Source organism: Bradyrhizobium sp. SZCCHNR1017 (assembly GCF_032381375.1).
Classification (GTDB): domain Bacteria; phylum Pseudomonadota; class Alphaproteobacteria; order Rhizobiales; family Xanthobacteraceae; genus Bradyrhizobium.
Genome location: NZ_JAUHIR010000004.1, coordinates 240,626 through 261,304, shown reverse-complemented (window position 1 = coordinate 261,304; position 20,679 = coordinate 240,626). Strand labels below are relative to the sequence as shown.

The 20,679-nt window shown below is 65.7% G+C and carries 18 protein-coding genes; 12 read left to right on the top strand and 6 right to left on the bottom strand.

What is annotated here, in order from left to right; translation table 11 throughout:
* Positions 1–69 precede the first annotated feature (69 nt).
* A complete protein-coding gene (locus QW863_RS13365; RefSeq protein WP_315713869.1) occupies positions 70–909 on the bottom strand; it encodes a protein-disulfide reductase DsbD domain-containing protein in 840 nt (279 codons plus the stop codon).
* A gap of 136 nt (positions 910–1,045) precedes the next feature.
* Here QW863_RS13365 and QW863_RS13360 point away from each other — a divergent pair, with 136 nt between their 5' ends.
* On the top strand, positions 1,046–1,696 hold the full coding sequence (locus tag QW863_RS13360) for a YqgE/AlgH family protein (RefSeq protein ID WP_315713870.1): 651 nt from the start codon (positions 1,046–1,048) through the stop codon (positions 1,694–1,696).
* 237 nt (positions 1,697–1,933) lie between these two features.
* On the opposite strand, the gene QW863_RS13355 is transcribed toward QW863_RS13360, so the two are convergent.
* Positions 1,934–2,821, bottom strand: coding sequence for a TauD/TfdA family dioxygenase (locus tag QW863_RS13355; RefSeq protein WP_315713871.1), 888 nt, complete (start codon positions 2,819–2,821; stop codon positions 1,934–1,936).
* A gap of 136 nt (positions 2,822–2,957) precedes the next feature.
* On the bottom strand, positions 2,958–3,737 hold the full coding sequence (locus QW863_RS13350) for an SDR family NAD(P)-dependent oxidoreductase (protein ID WP_315713872.1): 780 nt from the start codon (positions 3,735–3,737) through the stop codon (positions 2,958–2,960).
* A gap of 136 nt (positions 3,738–3,873) precedes the next feature.
* Between QW863_RS13350 and QW863_RS13345 the strand changes: the two genes are divergently transcribed.
* The 3 genes from QW863_RS13345 to QW863_RS13335 all read left to right on the top strand — a co-directional run bounded on the left by QW863_RS13345 (position 3,874) and on the right by QW863_RS13335 (position 6,318).
* Complete coding sequence (locus QW863_RS13345; protein WP_315713873.1) at positions 3,874–5,016, top strand: PQQ-dependent sugar dehydrogenase; 1,143 nt, start codon at positions 3,874–3,876, stop codon at positions 5,014–5,016.
* 121 nt (positions 5,017–5,137) lie between these two features.
* A complete protein-coding gene (locus QW863_RS13340; protein WP_315713874.1) occupies positions 5,138–5,872 on the top strand; it encodes an SDR family oxidoreductase in 735 nt (244 codons plus the stop codon).
* A gap of 74 nt (positions 5,873–5,946) precedes the next feature.
* Complete coding sequence (locus tag QW863_RS13335) at positions 5,947–6,318, top strand: CsbD family protein (protein ID WP_315713875.1); 372 nt, start codon at positions 5,947–5,949, stop codon at positions 6,316–6,318.
* Positions 6,319–6,451: 133 nt separating this feature from the next.
* Here the strand turns inward: QW863_RS13335 and QW863_RS13330 are convergent, their stop codons facing one another.
* Together QW863_RS13330 and QW863_RS13325 are read right to left on the bottom strand one after the other, a co-directional pair.
* Positions 6,452–8,206 (bottom strand): DUF459 domain-containing protein, encoded by a 1,755-nt coding sequence (locus tag QW863_RS13330; RefSeq protein WP_315713876.1) that lies wholly within the window; start codon positions 8,204–8,206, stop codon positions 6,452–6,454.
* A 140-nt stretch (positions 8,207–8,346) separates the two neighbouring features.
* Positions 8,347–9,741 (bottom strand): lytic murein transglycosylase, encoded by a 1,395-nt coding sequence (locus QW863_RS13325; protein WP_315713877.1) that lies wholly within the window; start codon positions 9,739–9,741, stop codon positions 8,347–8,349.
* A gap of 218 nt (positions 9,742–9,959) precedes the next feature.
* Between QW863_RS13325 and galU the strand changes: the two genes are divergently transcribed.
* Positions 9,960–10,841, top strand: a complete 882-nt coding sequence (gene galU, locus QW863_RS13320; RefSeq protein ID WP_315713878.1) for a UTP--glucose-1-phosphate uridylyltransferase GalU — start codon at positions 9,960–9,962, stop codon at positions 10,839–10,841.
* Positions 10,842–10,887: 46 nt separating this feature from the next.
* On the opposite strand, the gene QW863_RS13315 is transcribed toward galU, so the two are convergent.
* Positions 10,888–12,396 (bottom strand): sensor domain-containing diguanylate cyclase, encoded by a 1,509-nt coding sequence (locus QW863_RS13315; protein WP_315713879.1) that lies wholly within the window; start codon positions 12,394–12,396, stop codon positions 10,888–10,890.
* 143 nt (positions 12,397–12,539) lie between these two features.
* On the opposite strand from QW863_RS13315, the gene QW863_RS13310 reads away from it, so the two are divergent.
* The 7 genes from QW863_RS13310 to QW863_RS13280 all read left to right on the top strand — a co-directional run bounded on the left by QW863_RS13310 (position 12,540) and on the right by QW863_RS13280 (position 20,676).
* Positions 12,540–12,797, top strand: coding sequence for a hypothetical protein (locus tag QW863_RS13310; protein WP_315713880.1), 258 nt, complete (start codon positions 12,540–12,542; stop codon positions 12,795–12,797).
* A 119-nt stretch (positions 12,798–12,916) separates the two neighbouring features.
* Positions 12,917–14,710, top strand: a complete 1,794-nt coding sequence (locus tag QW863_RS13305; protein ID WP_315713881.1) for a peptide ABC transporter substrate-binding protein — start codon at positions 12,917–12,919, stop codon at positions 14,708–14,710.
* A gap of 266 nt (positions 14,711–14,976) precedes the next feature.
* Positions 14,977–16,770 (top strand): peptide ABC transporter substrate-binding protein, encoded by a 1,794-nt coding sequence (locus tag QW863_RS13300; protein WP_315713882.1) that lies wholly within the window; start codon positions 14,977–14,979, stop codon positions 16,768–16,770.
* A gap of 43 nt (positions 16,771–16,813) precedes the next feature.
* Positions 16,814–17,773, top strand: coding sequence for an ABC transporter permease (locus tag QW863_RS13295; protein WP_315713883.1), 960 nt, complete (start codon positions 16,814–16,816; stop codon positions 17,771–17,773).
* Positions 17,739–18,680, top strand: a complete 942-nt coding sequence (locus QW863_RS13290; RefSeq protein WP_315713884.1) for an ABC transporter permease — start codon at positions 17,739–17,741, stop codon at positions 18,678–18,680. The genes QW863_RS13295 and QW863_RS13290 overlap by 35 nt, the downstream gene beginning before the upstream one ends.
* Positions 18,680–19,678, top strand: a complete 999-nt coding sequence (locus QW863_RS13285; RefSeq protein WP_315713885.1) for an ABC transporter ATP-binding protein — start codon at positions 18,680–18,682, stop codon at positions 19,676–19,678. The genes QW863_RS13290 and QW863_RS13285 overlap by 1 nt, the downstream gene beginning before the upstream one ends.
* Positions 19,678–20,676, top strand: coding sequence for a dipeptide ABC transporter ATP-binding protein (locus QW863_RS13280; protein ID WP_315713886.1), 999 nt, complete (start codon positions 19,678–19,680; stop codon positions 20,674–20,676). Before QW863_RS13285 ends, QW863_RS13280 begins: the two co-directional genes overlap by 1 nt.
* The last annotated feature ends 3 nt before the right edge of the window (positions 20,677–20,679 follow it).

The window sequence follows — 20,679 nt, the reverse complement described above, 5'->3', positions numbered from 1 at the left end:
CTTCCCTATCAACGCAACGTTAAGATTGAGTTGGGCCGGCGCCGCGCCGGTCGCGCGGCGCTACAGCCGTCACGGCAGAGTGAAGTTGAACTCGTAAGACTTGTCGGGGCCGACCAGCGTGAATTTCAGGGCCGCGCCGTCCGGCTTCACGCCCGGCGGAACGCCGTCGAGCTCGAAGGCGAAGCGCTTGATGCCCGGCATGCCGCTGTCGCGCACGGTCGGGATCGGCAGTGCCCAGTCAGGCGTCGGCCCCTCGACATAGAGCTGGACACCGCGCGGATCGGCGACGGCGACGTCGACGACGACGTCCTTCGGGCCGTCGCGCTTGACGTCGCGGATCGTCAAGGGAATGGCGTCGCCGACAGTGGCCGGCTTCGGCACCGTGTCGAGGGCCGCCGAGAGCGCCGTATCCTCGGTGCTGGCGACGCTGGTGAAGGCGAGCTCGGCCTTTGCTTCGACGGGAATGCAGATCTTCTCGCAGACTGCGTAGCTGACGTCGGCGCGCAGGGTCATCGGCTTGTCGGGGTTCTTGGCGACGATGCGCAGCGGCAGCACGACCTGATCATGATAGCCGAGCGAGTGTCCGCCGGCGCCGTCATCGAACTTTGTCGGCGCGGGCCACAGAACCGTCACCGCTTCGACGTTCTCCGACTTGGAAAAGTCGAACCGCGGCGGCACGCCAGAATCGCCGGGCGTTCGCCAATAGGTCTTCCATCCCGGCTGCAGCGCGAAGGCGATGCCGCCCAGCATGACCGGACCGCTGCGCGAGCCCGCGAGCAGGCGCACCGCGGAGTGGCTGTCGCGCTGCCAGGGCGAGGAATCCTGCGCCTGCGCGCCGAACGCAAGGCAGGATGATACGACGGTCGCGACGAGCAGTGTGGCAGAGTGGTGAGGAACCAAGGCGGACATGAGACGTCTTTAGAGTGCGGTTCGGGCGCAAACCATTGAAATGCTTGTGAGCAGATTTCCTCGCGAGGACCTGAACCTTGATTGACAGATGCGCATCCCAATATCAGGATATCGATGATCATGAGAGTCCTTGCGGATGAATCCTGAGGCAAAAAGGCTGGGCGACATTCGCCGCAAAGTGACGGGGATCGGGGATCACACCTCTCACGGTGGTTACCTCGACGGTCAGCTGCTGGTTGCGATGCCCGTGATGGGCGATTCCCGTTTCGAGCGCTCGGTGATCTATCTCTGCGCGCATTCGGCCGAGGGCGCCATGGGTATCATGGTGAACCGGCCGGCGGGCAGCATCGACTTCCCTCAGCTCCTGATGCAACTGAATATCATCGAGAAGAGCGATCAGATCAGCCTGCCCGACAGCGCCGAGACGATGAAGGTGCTGAGCGGCGGCCCGGTCGATACCGGGCGCGGCTTCGTGCTGCATTCGAGCGACTACTTCATCGCCAACGCGACCTTGAAGATCAACGACGGCGTCTGCCTGACGACGACGATCGACATCCTCAAGGCGATCGCCAAGGGCGACGGTCCGAAGCACGCGATCCTCGCCCTCGGCTATGCCGGCTGGCGCGCCGGCCAGTTGGAGGAAGAGATCCAGGACAATGGCTGGCTGCACTGCGACGCCGATCCGGAGCTGATCTTCGGCGACAATGTCGACGCCAAATACGATCTCGCGCTGCGCAAGATCGGCATTGATCCCGGCATGCTGTCCAACGCCGCCGGGCACGCATAGGCCTTATCGTCCGGTTGGAGCTCCCGCGCTCGCTGGGATCAGAGAAGGCTTAATGGGGCGCTCTGCCTCTCCGCCGTCATTGCGAGCGCAGCGACTTGTCCGCCGAAGCTTTGAGAGCGTAGGCGGAAGCCATCCAGAATGTCCCCCGCGGATGCAGTCTGGATTGCTTCGTCGCTTCGCTCCTCGCAATGACGACATGGAGAGGGATGAGGCCGCGCATCTCTGCTGAAGGCAGAACTATTCCGCCGCCTGCTGCGCGACCGTCGGTTCGGTGCCGGCCACCGTGGCGCGGCGCATGTCGCGCGGTTGCGACTGATCGTAGCGGCGCACGCGATGCATGGTCTGCCTGTTGTCCCACATGATCAGGTCGTGCAGCGTCCATTTGTGGACGTAGACGAACTCGGGCTGGGTGGCATGCTCGGTGAGGTCGCGCAGCAGCAGCCGGCCTTCCGGCATGCTCATGCCGATGATGGCGCCGGCATGCGATGACAGATACAGCGACTTGCGGCCATGGGCAGGATGAGTGCGGACCAGCCGCTGCCTGACCGGCTTGAACATCTCCTTCTCCTCCTCGGTGTAGTCGAGGAAGCCGAGCGCGCCGCGCGAATACATCAGCGAATGTTCGCAGACGAGATCCTCGATCTCGGTCTTGGTCTCCTGGTCGAGCGCGTCATAGGCGGCGCGCATGTCGGCGAATTCGGTGTTGCCGCCCTTCGGATTCACGATCCGCGCCGAGAGGATCGAGTATTTCGCCGGGATCGGCCGGAACGAGCTGTCGGAGTGCCACAGGCAGTTGCCGAGATTGAACAGATGCGTGCGATGGTCTGATGGCAGCGGCTTGCCATCCTTGCCGAGATTGGAGACGTCGTTGAGGCCGGTGGTGAGGCGGTAATCCTCCTTCTTGGTGACGGTGCCGCCGCGCGCCTGCTCGCGGTCGCCGAAGCTGAGCGCGAAGGCGAGCTGCTGCTCGTCGGTGACGTCCTGATCGTGAAATACGAGAACGGCGTAGTGATCGATCGCGGCCTGCAACTGCGCGACCTCGTCCCGAGCGAGAGGCTTTCGCAGATCGACACCGGATACTTCGCCGACGAAATGCGGATGCAGCTGCCGGATGGCGATCGCCATGGTGTCCTCCTCGCGTCCTCATCAGGGCGGACTCCTGTCCGCTTCTTCTGATAGAAGAGGCTACGCCGGCGATGCGCGAAGTCAACGCAAGGCGCGGATCGCCGACCGCACGGCTGTCATGCCGACGCGTCAGACGTCATGCATTGCGGGCCATCAGCCCGCCGTCCACCGGGATCACCGCTCCGGTGAGGAACGACGCGGCCGGCAGGCACAGGCTCAAGGTCATGTGCGCGACTTCTTCGGGATCGCCGTAGCGGCCAAGCGCGGTGCGGCGCCGTGCATAGACCGCCTTCTGCTCATCTGGAATGCGCGCGGTCATCGCCGTGGTGATCGGGCCCGGACAGATGCAGTTGACGGTGATGCGATCGCGGCCGAGCTCGACCGCGAGCGAGCGCGTTAATCCGGTCACCCCGGCCTTTGCAGCCGAATAGGCGCTGTGCCGCGCGGTTGCGCCGAGCGCCTCGGTCGAAGCGATGTTGACGATGCGCGGGCTGTTCGAGCGGCGCAGATGCGGCAGCGCGGCACGGATGACGCGCTGCTGCGCCGTCAGCATGATGGCAAGCCCTCTTGCCCAGGCCTCGTCGTAGGCTTCGTCGTCGATCGCGACATGCACCGAGATGCCGGCATTGTTGACGATGACGTCGAGCCCGCCGAAATGCGTCGCAGCATCGCCGACGACGGCCGCGATGGCGTTGCGGTCGACGAGGTCGAGCCGCCAGGCGCGCGCCGTTCCGCCGCTGGCCTCGATGTCTGCCGCCACCGCGCGGGCCGCGTCCTCATCGACATCGGTGACTGCGACCCTGGCGCCTTCATCGGCGAACACGCGCGCGGTCGCGCGCCCCATCCCCGACGCGGCGCCGGTGATCAGGACGGTCAATCCCTTGACCGAGCGGCTGAGTTGCCTGTGCTGGTGCATATTTGCGGCTCACGGAAAAATGCGCATCGCATGCTCGCCGTCGGGATTATCACTGATCGGACGCATTCGGTAGGCACCGATCCGGCATGGCCGAATTCTCGTTGCCGACGACACGGATCAACAAACCGGAGTGATCATGGTGCTCTCCACGACCTTCCTGCGCCTGGCATTGGTGATGGGACTCGTTGCGACCACGGCCGCGCGAGCCGAGAGCATCAATGCCGGCGATCGCAAGGCAAGCGCCGTGCGCCCGTTCGAGGCGCGGAGCGTTGCCGAGTTCGATACGCCCTGGGCCATCGCCTTCCTGCCGGATGGGCGGATGCTGGTCACGGAGAAGCCAGGCCGGATCTTTCTCGTCACGCAAGGTGGGCAGAAGATCCAGATCGGCAACGTGCCTGCCGTCGCGGCGCGCGGACAGAACGGCCTCCTGGACATTGCGGTGTCGCCGAGCTTCGCGACGACGTCGCAGATCTATCTCACCTACACCGAGCCGAGCAGCGAAGGCAGCCGGCTCGTCCTGACCCGTGCCGTGTTGTCGGTTTCGAATGACAACGCCACGCTGACCGACCCCACCGTCATCTGGCGCCAGACGCCCGCCGGCGGCGGCGGGCAGCCCGGCGGCATCATCGCGTTCGATCCGTCGGGAACGCATCTGTTCCTGACGGTCGGCGACCGCATGCAGCCGAACAGCGCCCAGGATCCACGGCAGGCGCGCGGCAAGGTGCTCAGGCTCGATCTCGACGGCGCGACTCCGTCGGACAATCCCATGGCCGAGGACAAGGGCGTGCCGGCCCAGACGTGGACCACCGGCCACCGCAATCCCTACGGGCTCGCCTTCGCATCAGATGGCAAGCTCTGGCTGCACGAGATGGGACCGCGCGGCGGCGACGAACTGAACCTGATCGAGCCGGGCAAGAACTACGGCTGGCCGCTGGTGTCGAACGGCGACAATTACAACGGCACGCCGATCCCGCGGCATGCGACGCGGCCCGACCTCGCGCCGCCGCCGCTCTATTGGGATCCTGTGATCGCGCCGGCCGGTCTGGTCTTCTATGACGGTCCGATGTTTCCGCAATGGAAGGGATCGGCGCTGATCGGAGGCTTGCGGGTGCACGCGCTGGTCCGCGTTGCCTTCCGGACCGATGGTCAGCCTGACGAGGCCGAGCGCTGGGACATGGGCGAGCGCATCCGCGACGTCGCCGTGGCGCCGGACGGCGCCGTCTGGGTCATCGAGGACGACTCGCCCGGCCGCCTGCTGCGGCTGACACCGATGAAGTAGCTGCGCAGCAGCATTGATGCGAAGGCGCCGATGCCGGGGTCGCCACAGCCCGCGATGCCGTTGACAGGGCCTGCGCCGATCCCCACACCATCCGACAAACAACAAGAGAAGGAGTGGGGAGATGAACGCGCTCGATTTCACGGGACGCTCGGTGCTGGTGATCGGCGGATCGAGCGGCATCGGCAACGGCATCGCGCAGGCGTTTCGCGCGCAGGGCGCGCGCGTCGACGTCAGCGGCACGCGGGCGAGCGCCGCCGATTATGCCGAAGGTGAGGGCTCCGATCTCGCAGGGGTGAACTACCATCAGCTCGATGTGAGCGATCCCGGCGCGATCGAGAGCTTCGCGCCGCGGCTCGATCGGCTCGATGTGCTGGTGCTGGCGCAGGGCGCGGTATTGTACCGGCGCGGCGAATTCGCCATGGAGGGCTTTCGCAAGGTGGTCGAGGTCAACCTCATCAGCCTGATGGCCTGTGCGACGAAATTTCACGGCCTGCTGCGCGATGCCAGGGGCGCGCTCATCATCGTCTCGTCGACCGCGGCCTATCATTCGACCATGGGCAATCCGGCCTACAACGCCTCGAAAACCGGCGCGATGGGATTGACGCGAACCCTGGCCGAGGCGTGGGCGGAAGACGGCATCCGCGTCAACGGGATCGCGCCCGGGCTCGTCGACACCAAGATGACCAAGGTGACGACCGCCAATCCGAAGCGCCTCGAGGGCGCGCTGCAGCGCATTCCGCTGCGGCGGCTGGGGACGCCGCAGGACATGGCCGGTGCGGCGCTGTTCCTGGCCTCGCCGCTGTCGTCCTACATCATCGGCCAGACCCTCGTCGTCGACGGCGGCCTGATTTTGTAGTCGTCCGGAACCTGCGCCGTGCTGGCCGGTTAGCAGGCCAGCAATCCCGCACAATGCAGAGAAGGAGAGCGGCAATGGATCAGGATCGGCTGACCGGTACGGCCAAGGATGTCGCAGGCAAGATCGAAGGCGGCGTCGGCGAGATGTTGGGCGACAAGAGCACGCAGGCGTCGGGGCGTGCGCGCGAGGCCTCGGGCGTCGTGCAGAACATGTATGGCCAGGCCAAGGACGCGGCGCGCGAGGCCGGCGATGCGGCGATGGATTTCGCCAAGGATACGTTCGGCAACGGCTCCGAGACGCTGCGTGACGGCACGCAGGCGCTGACCAAGCGGGTTCAGGACAATCCGATGGGCGCGCTGCTGGTCGCCGGCGGCATCGGCTTCCTGCTGGCGATGCTGATGCGCTCGCCGAGCCGGCCGCAGCCGCCGCAGCGCTGGCGCTACTGAGCCTGCAAAGACCCGCTGACGATCAGATGACAATCAGCCCGCATTCGCTCTCGAATGCGGGCCGATTTGTCATTGGCACCTTGGTCCGGAATGATCCGCGTCGATCGCCCTCAGCGCCGAAATGTGGTCACGATCAGCGGCCCTGGGTCTCCAGCGATGCTGCCGAGCGGCCGACCAATCCTGGCGGCCGCGGCGGCGCGTTCGGATTGCGCGCGGCGGGCGGCCGCGCCGGCTGCTGTTGCTGCTGAGGCGCGCCGAAGCCGAAAAACTCACGAACGCCCTGATTCGGCTGCGGCGTTTGGGCTGGCGGCTGCTGGGTGGGCGCCCCCGGCGTGGTCAGCCGCCTTTGCCGCGGCTGCGGCGACACCGGCCCAGGTGCTGCCGGCGTCGCTTCCGCCGGCGAAGTCGCTGCCATCGGCGCTTCGGGCCGGGTCGGCTCCTTCGGCGGCTCCTTGGCCTGCTCACGGCCGACCTCGCGGCGAGGCCAGACGAAATCGTCGGCGCGGCCGGCCGGCGGGCTCAGCGCCTCGCCCTTGACCAGGGTTCGGGCCGCCAGCGCGTCGATCGCCGCAGGTCGGGAGCCGGGGCCGCCCAGCAACTGATCGGTGCCGACGGATGACGCCACCAGCGGCAGGATCGGGCCGGCGACTGGCCGCGGCGCCGGCTGGCCCGGTACGGCATTGGCGTCCGGCGTGGCCGGCTCGTTCGGCAGCTCGAGCGGCGCGGAACGGGCCGCGAGCAGCCGGTTGATCTCACGCTCGGCATAATGGGCGAGCTTGCGCGCGCCCGGCTTGGTGAAATAGACGCCGTCATAGGAGCGCAGCTGGCGGATCTGGCCCTCGAAGTCCGGGCCTTTCTGCAGGAAGCGGCCGGCCTCGTCGACGAAGCCGTCCCAGACATCGACATAGGTGATGCCGGCCTTGCCGGCGGCATCGCGATACAGCGAGTCGAGGAACAGCGTGTCCGCCGTCCCCTTGGGACCGCGAACCGCGGGCAGGCCGACCCAGAGCACGGGCACGCCCTTGCTCTTGGCGATCGCGATCATCTCCTCGATCTTCTTCGTATACAGCTCGACCCAGCGCTCGTCCCGGAACTCGTAGAGGCCGCCCGGCGAGCGGGCGGCCTTCTCCGGTGCCGCGACCGCAGGCGTGTCGTTGTCGGCCTCGTCCTGCGGCAGATCGGTATCGGCAGCCTTGTCGTCGGGCTTGGCCGCCGTGTCGGCCTTGCCATCCGGCTTGGCTTCGCCCGGCTTGGCCTCACCGGGCTTTGTCTCACCAGGCTTTGTCTCACCAGGCTTGGCCTTGGCATCCTTCTTGGCCTTGTCGCCCTTCTTGTCGTCGGTCTTCTCGATCGCGGGCTCGCGCAGCGAGATGCGGTCGTTGAGGCCGAGCATGATGACGATGGCGTCGGCGCGTTCGGTCGCCAGGATACCCTTGGCGGCGGCGGCCCAGTCGGCCGGCTCGCCCCTGGGCTGATACTTGATGAGGCCCGACGTGGTCCGGATCCTGCGGGTCACGCCCATGTCGGGCTGCTCGGCATAGGCCTCTTCCAGGCCATAGGCGAGCCAGTCGGCCATGGCGTCGCCGAGCACCAGCACGTAGCGGTCCGGCGCGCCATCACGCTTCTCCGGCGGCGGCGCCTTGGAATAGTCTTGGATCACCCTCTTCGGCTGTTGCTGCGGGAACGGAGCGAAGAATTCGCCGCCGAACCAACCTCCGCCACCTCCACCGCCGCGCGGTGCCGGGCGGGGCGAAGCGAACGGGTTGAAGTTGAAGAACTGGGCCGAGGCGGGACCGGCGATGCCGACGAGCATGGCGATGACGACCGCCAGCACGACCAGCGGGCCGGGCTCGTTCAACAGCTTGAGGATGGACTTCAGCTTTGACATGCGCACCCGTCGCGCGGCGTGATCGTGACGATTCATATAATAGGACGCGAATCAGGCCGCAAACGGGCATTCACCGGATGGTGTTGACGGCGCCGGTAATCGCCCCAGAAGGTTACCGGCAGGGCAGATTGGGGCTGCGATCAGCGCGTCCGCAGCCGTTCGAGCACATCCGAGGTGGCAAATCCGTCCGCCGGCGCCCCGATCGAGGCCTGGAAGTTCCGCAGCGCCTCGCGCGTCTGGCCGCCGAACTGGCCGTCCGGCGTTCCGCGGTAAAATCCGCGCTCGGCGAGCAATTGCTGCAGCTCGAGCCGCTCGCCGCGCGACAGCGTTCGCTCCTCGCGCGGCCAGGCCTGAACGAACGGCGGTGCGCCGCGGAGGCGGTCGGCGAAGTGTCCGATCGCCAGCGCATAGGCTTCCGCAGGGTTGTATTTCATGATGACGCGGAAGTTCTGCAGCATCAGGAAGCCGGGGCCCTGGGCGCCGGCCGGCGCCAGCAGATAGGCCTTTTCGGCGCCAGTCGGGAACGGCTGACCGTTGGCCCGCCGCAGGCCGAGCTGTTCCCACTGGGCGAAGCTCATGCTCTTGGCGCGGTCGGCGAGCATGTAGTTGAAGCCCTGGGGCACCACGACCTCGTAGCCCCAGCTCTGGCCGCTCTGCCAGCCGTCCTTCTTCAGATTGTTGGCGGTGGAGGCGATCAGGTCGGCCGGATTGTCGACGACGTCGCGGCGGCCGTCACCATCGGCATCGACGGCGAAGCGCTTGAACGCGGTCGGCATGAACTGGGTCGGGCCGAAGGCGCCTGCCCAGGAGCCGCGCAACTGCTCGGGGCGCAAATCGCCGCGATTGAGGATTTCCAGGGCGGAGAGGAACTCATCCTTGAAATAGGCCTGGCGGCGGCCGATGCAGGCGAGCGTCGCGGTCGACTGCAGCACGCTACGGTCGCCGATCTGGGTCGAGTAGTTGGACTCGATGCCCCAGATCGAAGCGACGATGTAGCGGTCGACGCCATAGGTACGCTCGGCTGCATCGAACTGCGGCTTGTACTTCGCCAGCACCTCGCGGCCCTTCGCCAGCCGGTTGTCGTTCACCAGGATGTCGAGATAGTCCCAGATCGATTTGGTGAATTCGGGCTGCGCGTCGAGCAGGTCCATGATGCGCAGGTCCGGCGACAGGCCGGCGGTAAAGCGCTGGAAATTGTCCTGCGTGATGTTGCGTCGTGCGGCATCTGGCCACATGCCGGCGACGCAATTGTCGAAATTGCCGGCGGCTTCGCGGATCGCCGCCGCCGTCATCAGCGGATGGCCGGAGGCGCCGTCCTGGCCGCTCCACGGCTGCGGCCCGCCGGCGGCAGGGGGCTGGTTGGGGGCGGGGTCGCCCTTCGTCAGGGTGCCCGTGAACAGGCCGTCGAGAAAGTTCAGCGGCCCGCCTGAGGATTGCGCGACAGCGGAACCAGACACCACCGTCAACGCCGTGACCAGAACCGCCGCGCCAGCACCGGCCTTCAGAGCTGTCAGCATCACGTTCCGTCGCATCATGTCTCGATCCAGATCGCATGGAAGATCGGCCTCCACGAGGCCCGGTCCTGCTTAACGGGAGATTAACAAGGTTAACGATTTCCGCAGCGAAATTTAGCCGTTCGGTCCGTGTCGAGCGGAACACTGGACCAACATCCGCCTTTGTTCTCGGCTGCAAACGAGCTACCTAAAATGCGATCGATTTCGCATTCATATCGCCACAAGGTCTAGTCATCCCCATGAAGATCCGCAAAGCCGTTTTTCCGGTCGCCGGTCTCGGCACCCGCGTCCTGCCCGCCACCAAGGCGATGCCGAAGGAAATGCTGACGATCGTCGACAAGCCGCTCATCCAATACGTCTTCGACGAAGCCAAGGAGGCGGGCATCGAGCATTTCGTGTTCGTGACCGGGCGAAACAAGACCGCGATCGAGGATCATTTCGACCGCATGTACGAGCTCGACGCGACGCTCGCGGCGCGCGGCAAGAAGACCGAGATGGAAATCCTCGCGCGCGACCAGCCGGAGGCCGGCGCGGTCAGCTTCACCCGCCAGCAGGCGCCGCTCGGGCTCGGCCATGCCGTGTGGTGCGCGCGCGACATCGTCGGTGACGAGCCGTTCGCGGTGGTGCTGCCCGACGAGCTGGTGCTGAACGCGCCGGGGTGCCTGGCGCAGATGATTGCTGCCGCCAGCAAGCTGCCGGAAAAGAGCAACGTGCTCGCCGTGCAGGAGGTGCCGGCCGATCAGACCCATCAATACGGCATCTGCGGCGTCGGCAAGCGCGACGGCAAGATGTTCGAGGTCGACGGCATGGTCGAGAAGCCGGCCAAGGGCACCGCGCCGTCGAACTTCTCGATCACCGGGCGCTACATCCTGCAGCCGGAGATCTTCCAGATCCTCGCGACGCAGGAGCGCGGCGCCGGCGGCGAGATCCAGCTCACCGACGCGATGATCGGTCTGTCGAAGACGCAGAAATTCTACGGCGTGGACTTCGACGGCGAGCGGCATGATTGCGGCTCGAAGTCCGGCTTCCTGAGGGCCAACATCGCCTTCGCCATGGCGCGAGCCGACCTGCGCGATGGCCTGCGCGCGGACATGAAGCGCTATCTCGAAGGCAAGGGCTGAGGCCAAGCCGGCGCGAAATGCCGCGCCTTCGAGGCGGTTGGCGGCATCACGCCGCCAGCGAAGCCGCGGGTGACGGATGACGCACCGCTGCGCTGGCGCAGCGGTTACGGCCCGCGGCCTTGGCCATGTACAGGGCGCGGTCGGCGGCATTGAGCAGGCCGGTCCAGTCCGTGTCGCGCGACGGCGTGACGCTGGCGGCGCCGATGCTGATCGAGGTGGTGCACGCTTCTCCCGCCCACAGCTTGACCTTGCTGCGGATCGTCTCCGCGACGCGCAGCGCATCCGCTTCCGAGGTCCCCGGCAGCAGCACCGCGAACTCCTCGCCGCCATAACGCGCGGCGCAGTCGCCGGCGCGCCGCACCGAATCGGAGATGCACACGGCGATGCCGACCAGCACCTGATCGCCGGCCTGGTGCCCATGGGTGTCGTTGTAGCTCTTGAAGTGATCGGCATCGATCATCAGCAGCCCCAGCGGCGCGCCGGCGCGCTGCGCCCGCCGCCATTCGAGTTCGATGGTCTCGTCGAACTTGCGCCGATTCTTCAGGCCCGTCAGCGGATCCGTGGTCGCGAGCTGCTCCAGTCTGGATTCGACCTTCGCCCGGAGCTGGATCTCGCGCGCGGCGACCTGCGTCGCGGCCAGGACGAACACGATCAGCGCCAGCATCATCGCCCCGATCTCTGCAGCCTCATGGCGCCAGTATGCATAGACGCTGTCCCACGACTTGCTGGCGATCACGACCAGCGGCTCATTGGCATTGCGCCAGACCAGCAGCCGCGGCAGATCGTCCAGCGCGCCATAGCTGCTCGACCAGCCGGCCGGCTCGGTGAGCGCGCGGGTCACGGCCGGCGCCCGCGCCAGGTTGCGCCCGATCGCGCCGGTATCGAACGGCGCGCTGACGATGACGGTGCCGTCGCGCCGGAGCACGGTGATGTTGTCGCCCGCCCCGAGCGTGAGCCTTGCGAACAGGTCGCGGAAATAGCCGATGCGGATCGAGCCGGCGACGACGCCGGCGAAGCGTCCGTCCGGCGTCGAGATGCGGCGGCTGAGAACGATGGAATATTGGCCATGATGCTGAGCGGGCCGCCCGACATAGAGCCCGGTGTCGGGCCGGTCGCGATGCACCTGGAAGAAATCGGCGTCGCTGCGGTCCTCCGGCAGCGGGTCGAGCGTCGACGACTCGAGCGACAGCCGCCCGCGGGCATCAAAGACTTGGATGGTGCCGAAATTCTTCGCGGTGGACGAACGGTCGAACAGGATCAATTGGCGGACGTGCTTGCTGACCTCGTTGATTTCGGGCAGCAACATGTTGCTGGCCACCGCCCGCAGCGAGAGATCGTAGAGCTCGACGGTGCGGCTGATGTCGGCGCCGATGCTGGCGGCCATGTTCTCCAGCGCCTGCCGGGCGCGGACTTCCTCGCTCCGGCGCAGGTCGATCATGACGCTGGCGCAGATGGCGGAGAAACCGATGATGGTCGAGATGGAGCAGGTGATCAGCGTGCGCGCCGAAAGCCGCCAAGGCTGCGTCGCCCGGCCCGTTCGGCGTGTCCAGCGCATCGGATCGTCCCGTCCCCCGTGGAGTCCCGTCCGTAGACTGACGGATAAAGCCGAAGTAACGCATGTTAGGTTAACGAGTCGTTGCGTTCGCCGCGCCTGTCGTCAAGGCGGCCGCACACGCGCTGGTACGATGGAGTCGAGACTTGCCGGACTATGATGCGCTTCGAGACTATCTCAAGCGGCAGACCCGCCCCGAGCTGGTGCTCAGCCTCGACGAGATCGAGGAGCTGATCGGCGACGGCCTGCCGCGCGCCGCGCAGCGCGCCTCGTGGTGGGACAGCCTGCGAAGTCCGCAGGAGAAGATGCCGCAGCGCGAGGCCTGCCTGGCGGCGGGCTATGTCGCGACCCGGCTGCCCGATGGCAAGGGCGTCCGCTTCCGCAAGCTGAAGCCGGAGCGCTGAGCTGTATCCGTGTCCGCGGCACTGGAGCTGTGTCCTGATTTTCCGGCGGTGCGGCAGTGTGGTTGAGCTTTCAGGGCGCGATCGAGCCCGCATTGTGACTGAGGATATGGGAGGCGGACATGAACGAGCAGGACCTGCGCCACGAGATCGCCGCGGTCAAGGACGGGCGGCTGTCGCGCCGCGACTTCGTGCAGCGGATGCTGGCGGCCGGACTGACGGCGCCGCTGGTCGGCATGATGCTGGCGCATTCGGGAGTGGCAATGGCTGCGCAGGAATTCCCCTACAAGCCGACCAAGGCGGGCGGCGGCGGCGCGCTGAAGCTCCTGTTCTGGCAGGCGCCAACCCTGCTCAATCCGCATTTCGCCATCGGCTCCAAGGACCAGGAATCCGCGCGCGCCTTCTACGAGCCGCTGGCCGGCTGGGACGCCGACGGCAATCTCGTCCCGGTGCTGGCGAGCGAGATTCCCAGCGTGGCCAACGGCACCGTCGCGGCCGACGGCACCTGGGTCATCTGGAAGCTCAAGCAGGGCGTGAAGTGGCACGACGGCCAGCCGTTCACTGCCGACGATGTGATCTTCAACTGGCAATATGCCACCAATACCGAGACGTCCGCAGTCACCATCGGCGACTACAAGGACATCAAGACGATCGAGAAGATCGACGACCACACCGTTCGCCTCGTGTTCAGCCAGCCGACGCCGCAATGGTTCACGCCGTTCGTCGGCGGCCGCGGTGCCATCATTCCGAAGCATCTGTTCGGCGACTACATCGGCGCCAAGTCGCGCGAGGCGCCGAACAATCTCAAGCCGGTCGGAACCGGCGCCTATCTGTTCGTCGACTTCAAGCCGGGCGACATACTGACCGGCAAGCTCAATCCCGACTACCACGTTCCGAACCGGCCGTATTTCGACACGCTCGAGATCAAGGGCGGCGGCGACGCGGTATCGGCGGCACGCGCGGTGCTGCAGACCGGCGAATATGACTACGCCTGGAATCTGCAGGTCGAGGACGAGATCCTGGTCAAGCTGGAGACCGGCGGGACCGGGGTCGCCGAGATCGTGCCGACCGGTAATCTCGAATTCATCCTGCTCAATGCCACCGATCCCAATGTCGAGGTCGACGGCGAGCGCTCGAGCCTCAAGACCAAGCACCCGCTGTTCTCGGACCCGGCGGTGCGCGAGGCCATCAACCTCCTGATCGATCGCACCTCGATCCAGAAATTCGTCTATGGCCGCGGCGGCATCGCCACGGCGAACTGCGTCAACAATCCCGCGCGCTATCGCTCGCCCAACACGCGCTTCGAGTTCAACATCGACAAGGCGAACGAGATCCTGGAGAACGCCGGCTGGAAGAAGGGGGCGAGCGGAATTCGGGAGAAGGACGGCAAGCCGCTGAAGCTCGTCTTCCAGACCTCCACCAACGGGCCGCGGCAGAAGAACCAGGCGATCGTCAAACAGGCCTGCCAGAAGGCCGGCATCGAGCTCGAGCTGAAGTCGGTGGTGGGTTCGGTGTTCTTCTCCAGCGACGTCGCCAATCCCGACACCTACACGCACTTCTATTGCGACATGGAAATGCTGATGATCACGATGGCGTCGCCGGAGCCGCAGGCCTTCATGACCCAGTACGTGTCGTGGGAAGCGGCCAGCAAGGCCAATAAATGGCAGGGCCGCAACGTCTCGCGCTGGCAGAGCAAGGAATATGACGATCTCTACAACGAACTCACGCGCGAGCTCGATCCGGTGAAGCGCGCAGCGCTCTATATCAAGCTCAACGACACGGTCTGCGCCGGCCGCCATGTGCTGCCGGAGCTCAACCGTCCGCGCGTCAGCGGCATCCGCAAGGGTTTGCAGACCCATTCCTCGGGATGGGACAACGATCTCTGGCAGTTGCCGAACTGGTATCGAGAGAGCTGAGCGCTGATCGCGGCGTTCGCGCCGAGGCAGTACCTCCCGGCGCGAGCGACCGTCGCGAGCGACGTAGTTCCATTTTCCGGGATGTGACTCGCAGTCAATCTTTCCGCATCTGCGAAGTGCGACAATCGATCCGTTCTTTATTGCGGAATTGGCCCGGATTCTGCTTTGACAGTCGCTTCGAAGGCTGATCCAATTTTATGCAGTTCCCGATCGATCCAGGACGGGGACGCGTTTTTGGCATTCAGCACCACCTTTGGAGTCGATGGATGAACGAGCGTGACCTCCGTAGCCAGATCGCTGATGTCAAAGCAGGACGCCTGTCACGGCGCGAATTTGTGCAGCGGATGATTGCCGTGGGGCTGACCGCGCCGATGGCTGGCGCGATGCTCTCCTACTCAGGCGCCGCGGTCGCTGCTGATGCCATCCCCTACAAGCCGACCAAGGCCGGTGGCGGCGGTCCGCTCAAGCTGCTGCTCTGGCAGGCGCCGACGCTGCTCAATCCGCATTTCGCCATCGGCACCAAGGACCAGGAGGCCAGCCGCCTGTTCTACGAACCGCTGGCCGGATGGGACAAGGACGGCAATCTGGTGCCGATTCTCGCGGCCGAGATTCCGAGCAAGGAGAATGGCGGTCTTGCCGCCGACGGCATGTCGGTGACCTGGAAGCTGAAGAAGGGCGTCAAATGGCACGACGGCAAGCCGTTCACCGCCGACGACGTCATCTTCAACTGGGAATACGCCAACAACCCCGAGACCTCGGCGGTCTCGATCGGCAGCTACAAGAACGTCAAGTCGATCGAGAAGATCGACGATCTGACCGTGAAGCTGGTCTTTCCGCAGCCGACGCCGTTCTGGGCCGATGCCTTCGTCGCCTCGTTCGGCTGCATCATCCCCAAGCATCACTTTGCGGATTATATCGGGGCGAAGTCGCGCGAGGCGCCGGCGAACCTGAAGCCGGTCGGTACCGGTCCCTACATGTTCGTGGACTTCAAGCCGGGCGACACCGTCGCCGGCAAGCGCTTTCCGGACTATCACGTGCCGACGCAGCCCTATTTCGACACGGTCGAGATCAAGGGCGGCGGCGACGCGGTCTCCGCTGCGCGCGCAGTGCTGCAGACCGGTGAATACGATTACGCCTACAATCTGCAGGTCGAGGACGAGATCCTGACCAAGCTCGAGGCGGGCGGCCAGGGCAAGACCGAGCTGACGCTGACCGGCAACATCGAGTATATCGGCCTCAACGTCACCGATCCCAATGTCGAGGTCGACGGCGAGCGCGCCAGCCTGAAGACCAAGCACCCGCTGTTCTCCGATCCCGAGGTGCGCAAGGCGATCAATCTCCTGATCGACCGTGCGTCGGTGCAGAAGTTCATCTATGGACGCGCCGGCGTCGCGACGCCCAACTTTCTCAACAACCCCGAGCGCTTCCGCTCCAAGAACAATACTTTCGAGTTCTCGATCGAGAAGGCCAACCAGATCCTCGACGCCGCCGGCTGGAAGAAGGGCGCCTCCGGCATCCGCGAGAAGGACGGCAAGCCGCTCAAATTCGTGTTCCAGACCTCGATCAACGGCCCGCGCCAGAAGAATCAGGCGATCATCAAGCAGGCGTTCCAGAAGGCCGGCATCGAGGTCGAGCTGAAGTCGGTGGTCGCGTCGGTGTTCTTCTCCTCGGACGTCGCGAACCCCGACACCTACTCGCATTTCTACTGCGATATGCAGATGTATCAGACCACGATGCCGCAGGCGGATCCGCAGTTCTTCATGAACCAGTTCGTGTCCACCGAGGCCGCGACCAAGGAGAACAAGTGGCAGGGCCGCAACATCTGCCGCTGGCAGAACAAGGAGTATGACGAGACCTACATGCTGGCCCAGAGCGAGCTCGATCCGGTCAAGCGCGCCGCGCTGTTCATCAAGCTCAACGATCTCGTCGTGCGTGACAACTACGTCCTGCCGGAGATCAACCGGCTCAATGCGATCGGCGTGAAGAACGGCATGGTGCTGTACAAGAGCGGCTGGGACAACGATCTGGCGTTCATCGCCACCTGGTATCGGGCGAGCTGACGCGCGGCCAGCATGACCAGCCAGACATCGTAGGGGTGGAGCGATGGGAAACTATCTTCTCAGGCGCCTCATCGTCGCTGTGCCGAGCCTGCTCGGCATCAGTCTCATTCTGTTCGTGCTGCTCGCGCTGGCACCGGGCGATCCGTTCGGCGAGCTCGCGAGCAACCCGAACGTGCCGCCCGAGGTGCGCGAGGCGCTGCGCATCAAGTTCGGGATGAACGATCCCGTGCTGTTGCGCTATGTCCACTGGCTGGTCGCCATGTTCCAGGGCGACTGGGGCTTCTCCTTCGCCAGCCGCGTCAACGTCGACACGCTGATCCTGCAGCGGATACCGACCACGCTCTACGTGGTCGGCACCGCGCAGATCCTGGCGCTGGCGGTGGCGCTGCCGGTGGGCGTGCTCGCGGCGCGGCGGCCGTATTCGATCTTCGACCAGATCGCCAACACCTTCGCCTTCATCGGCTTCTCGCTGCCGACCTTCTTCACCGGCCTGTTGCTGATCCTGATCTTCAGCGTCAATCTCGGCTGGCTGCCGTTCGTCTATCGCGCCGACCTGCAGGCGACCGGCTGGCAATGGTGGTGGGAGAGCATCAAGCAGGCGATCATGCCGGTCATGGTGCTCGGCCTCTACCAGGCGGCGTCCTATACGCGCTATGTTCGCTCCGCCGTGCTCGACGTCATCAAGCTCGACTACGTCACGACCGCGCGTTCCAAGGGCCTCGACGAGCGCAAGGTGATCGTCAAGCACGTCGTGCGCAATGCGCTGATCCCGGTGGTGACGCTGGTCGCGCTGCAGATGCCGACGGTGTTCGGCGGCGCCATCGTCACCGAGCAGATCTTCCGCATTCCCGGCATCGGCTCGCTCCTGATCAGCGCGATCCTCGCCAACGATACGCCGGTCATCATGGCGGTGACCTTCGTGTTCGCCTGCCTCGTCGTCCTCTTCAACCTCATCGCAGACATTCTGTATGGCTGGCTTGACCCACGCATCTCCTTCCGTTGAGACGGTGCCGGTCGTCGCATCGCCCAAACGGCGTTTCTCGCCGGGCCGCGACGCGCTCCGCCGCTTCCTCCGTCACCGCCTTGCGGCGGCCAGCATCGTCGTGCTGCTGCTGCTCGCGCTCTCGATCCTGCTCGGCCCGTGGCTGTGGCGGATTCCGATCAACGAGATCGACTTCACGGCACGCCTCGCGCCGCCGTCCTGGGAGCACCCGTTCGGCACGGACGATCTCGGCCAGGATCTGCTGGCGCGCATGATCTATGGCGGCCGCATCTCGCTTGCGGTCGGCTTTGCCGCGATGGGCGTGGCGCTGTTCGCCGGCATTCTCGTCGGTGCGATCGCCGGCTCGGCCAAGGGACCGGTGGATGCCGCGCTGATGTGGCTGACCGATCTGTTTCTGTCGCTGCCGCAACTGCCGCTGCTGCTCCTGATCATCTATTTGTTCCGCGATTTCCTCAAGGGCTGGCTCGGCCCGGAGGGCGGCGTGTTCGTTCTCATCGTGCTCGTGATCGGCGGCTTTCGCTGGATGCATGTGGCGCGTCTGGTCCGCGCCCAGTTCCTGTCGCTGCGCGAGAAGGAATTCGTCGAGGCGGCGCGCGCGCTCGGCGCCTCCAACACCCGTCTCGTCGTCCGCCACATCCTGCCGAACGCGCTGGGGCCGGTGATCGTCGCCGGCACCATCGACGTCGCGGCCGCGATCATCGCGGAATCGACGTTGTCGTTCCTCGGTCTCGGCTTCCCTCCGGACATTCCGACCTGGGGCCGGCTGCTGTTCGACGCCAAGGACTATCTCGACATCGCGCCGCATTGGGCGCTGTTCGCCGGCGGCGCGATCTTCCTCACGGTCATCGCGATCAACTTCATCGGCGATGGCCTGCGCGATGCGCTCGATCCGCGGAAGGTGATGTGATGGACGCGCGCGTAGCTCCGCTGCTCGAGATCAAGGGGCTGAAGACCTATTTCAACACCGACGAGGGCGAGGTCCAGGCCGTCGACGGCGTCGACATCTCGATCGGCAGCGGCGAGACCCTGTGCGTGGTCGGCGAGTCCGGCTCCGGCAAGACCGTCACCGCGATGTCGGTGCTGAAGCTGATCGCGATGCCGCCCGGCCGCATCGCCGGGGGCCAGATCCTGTGGCAGGGCCGTGACCTGGTGCCGCTCGGCTCGTCCGAGATGAACAAGATCCGCGCCAGCGAGATCGCGATCGTGTTCCAGGAGCCGATGACCTCGCTCAACCCGGTCTACACCGTCGGCGATCAGATCGCCGAGGTGATCCGGCTGCATCAGGGCCTGTCCAACAAGGCGGCGATGGATCGGGCGGCCGAGATGCTGGCGCTGGTGCAGATCCCCAATCCGAAAGCCCGCGTGCACGACTATCCGCACCATTTCTCCGGCGGCATGCGCCAGCGCGTGATGATCGCGATGGCGCTGTCATGCAATCCCAAGCTCCTGATCGCCGACGAGCCGACGACGGCGCTCGACGTCACGATCCAGGCGCAGATCCTCGATCTGCTGCTCGACATGAAGGAGCGGCTCGGCATGTCGATCATGCTGATCACCCACGCGATGGGCGTCGTGGCCGAGGTCGCGCAGCGTGTCGTGGTGATGTATGCCGGCCGGGTCGCGGAGGAGGCGCCGGTCGAGCGGCTGTTTGCCAATCCGCGCCATCCCTATACGCAGGGCCTGATCCGCTCGATCCCGCGGATCGATCTCGACGCGGTCAGGAAGAGCCGGCTGGAAAGCATCCCCGGCAGCGTGCCGAAGCTGGTCAATCCGCCGGAGGGCTGCCGCTTCGCCTCTCGCTGCCGCTTCGCCATTCCCGATTGCAGGACCGCGCAGCCTCTGCTGCGCGAGATCGAGCCCGGCCACAAGGTGGCGTGCATCCGCGCCGAAGAGGCGTTGCTGTGATGACCGAAGCTGCCATTGCCACCCCCGTCGTACCCGCGCCGCTGCTCAGCGTACGCAACCTGACCAAGGCGTTCCCGATCCGGGGCGGGCTCTTGAAGCGCCAGATCGGCAGCGTGCGGGCCGTGGACGGCGTCAACTTCGACATCGAGCCGAGCGAGACCTTCGGCCTCGTCGGCGAGTCCGGCTGCGGCAAGTCGACCACCGGGCGCTGCGTCCTCCGGCTGATCGAGCCGAGCTCGGGCGAACTGAATTTCGAGGGCAAGGACGTCATCGCGCTGTCCGGCGAAAGCCTGCGCGCGCTTCGCCGCGACATCCAGATCATCTTCCAGGACCCCTATGCCTCGCTCAACCCGCGCATGACCATCGGCGCCATCATCGGCGAGGCGCTGACCATCCATGGGCTGGCGACCTCACGCCAGCAATACGAGGCGCGCATCGTTCATCTCCTGGAGACCGTCGGCCTGCAGGCCGACCACATGACGCGCTATCCGCACGAGTTCTCGGGCGGCCAGCGCCAGCGCATCGGCATCGCGCGGGCGATCGCGGTCGAGCCCAAGCTGATCATCTGCGACGAGCCGGTGTCGGCGCTCGATGTGTCGATCCAGGCCCAGGTCATCAACCTGCTCGAGGATCTGCAGCAGAAGTTCGGCATCGCCTATCTGTTCGTCGCCCACGACCTCTCGGTCGTCGAGCACATCAGCCGCCGCGTCGCGGTGATGTATCTTGGCCGCATCGTCGAGACCGCGCCGTCACGCCAGCTCTATTCGACGCCGAAACATCCCTACACCGAGGCGCTGCTGTCGGCGGTGCCGATCCCGGATCCGAGTGTCAAGCGCAAGCGCGTGCGGCTCAAGGGCGAGGTGCCGAGCCCGATCAATCCACCATCGGGCTGTCACTTTCATACCCGCTGCCCGATCGCCAAGGACGTCTGCAGCAAGGAAGTGCCGCCATTGAAGGCAAGCGCCGAGGGGCATCTCGTCGCCTGCCATTTCCGTTGAGGC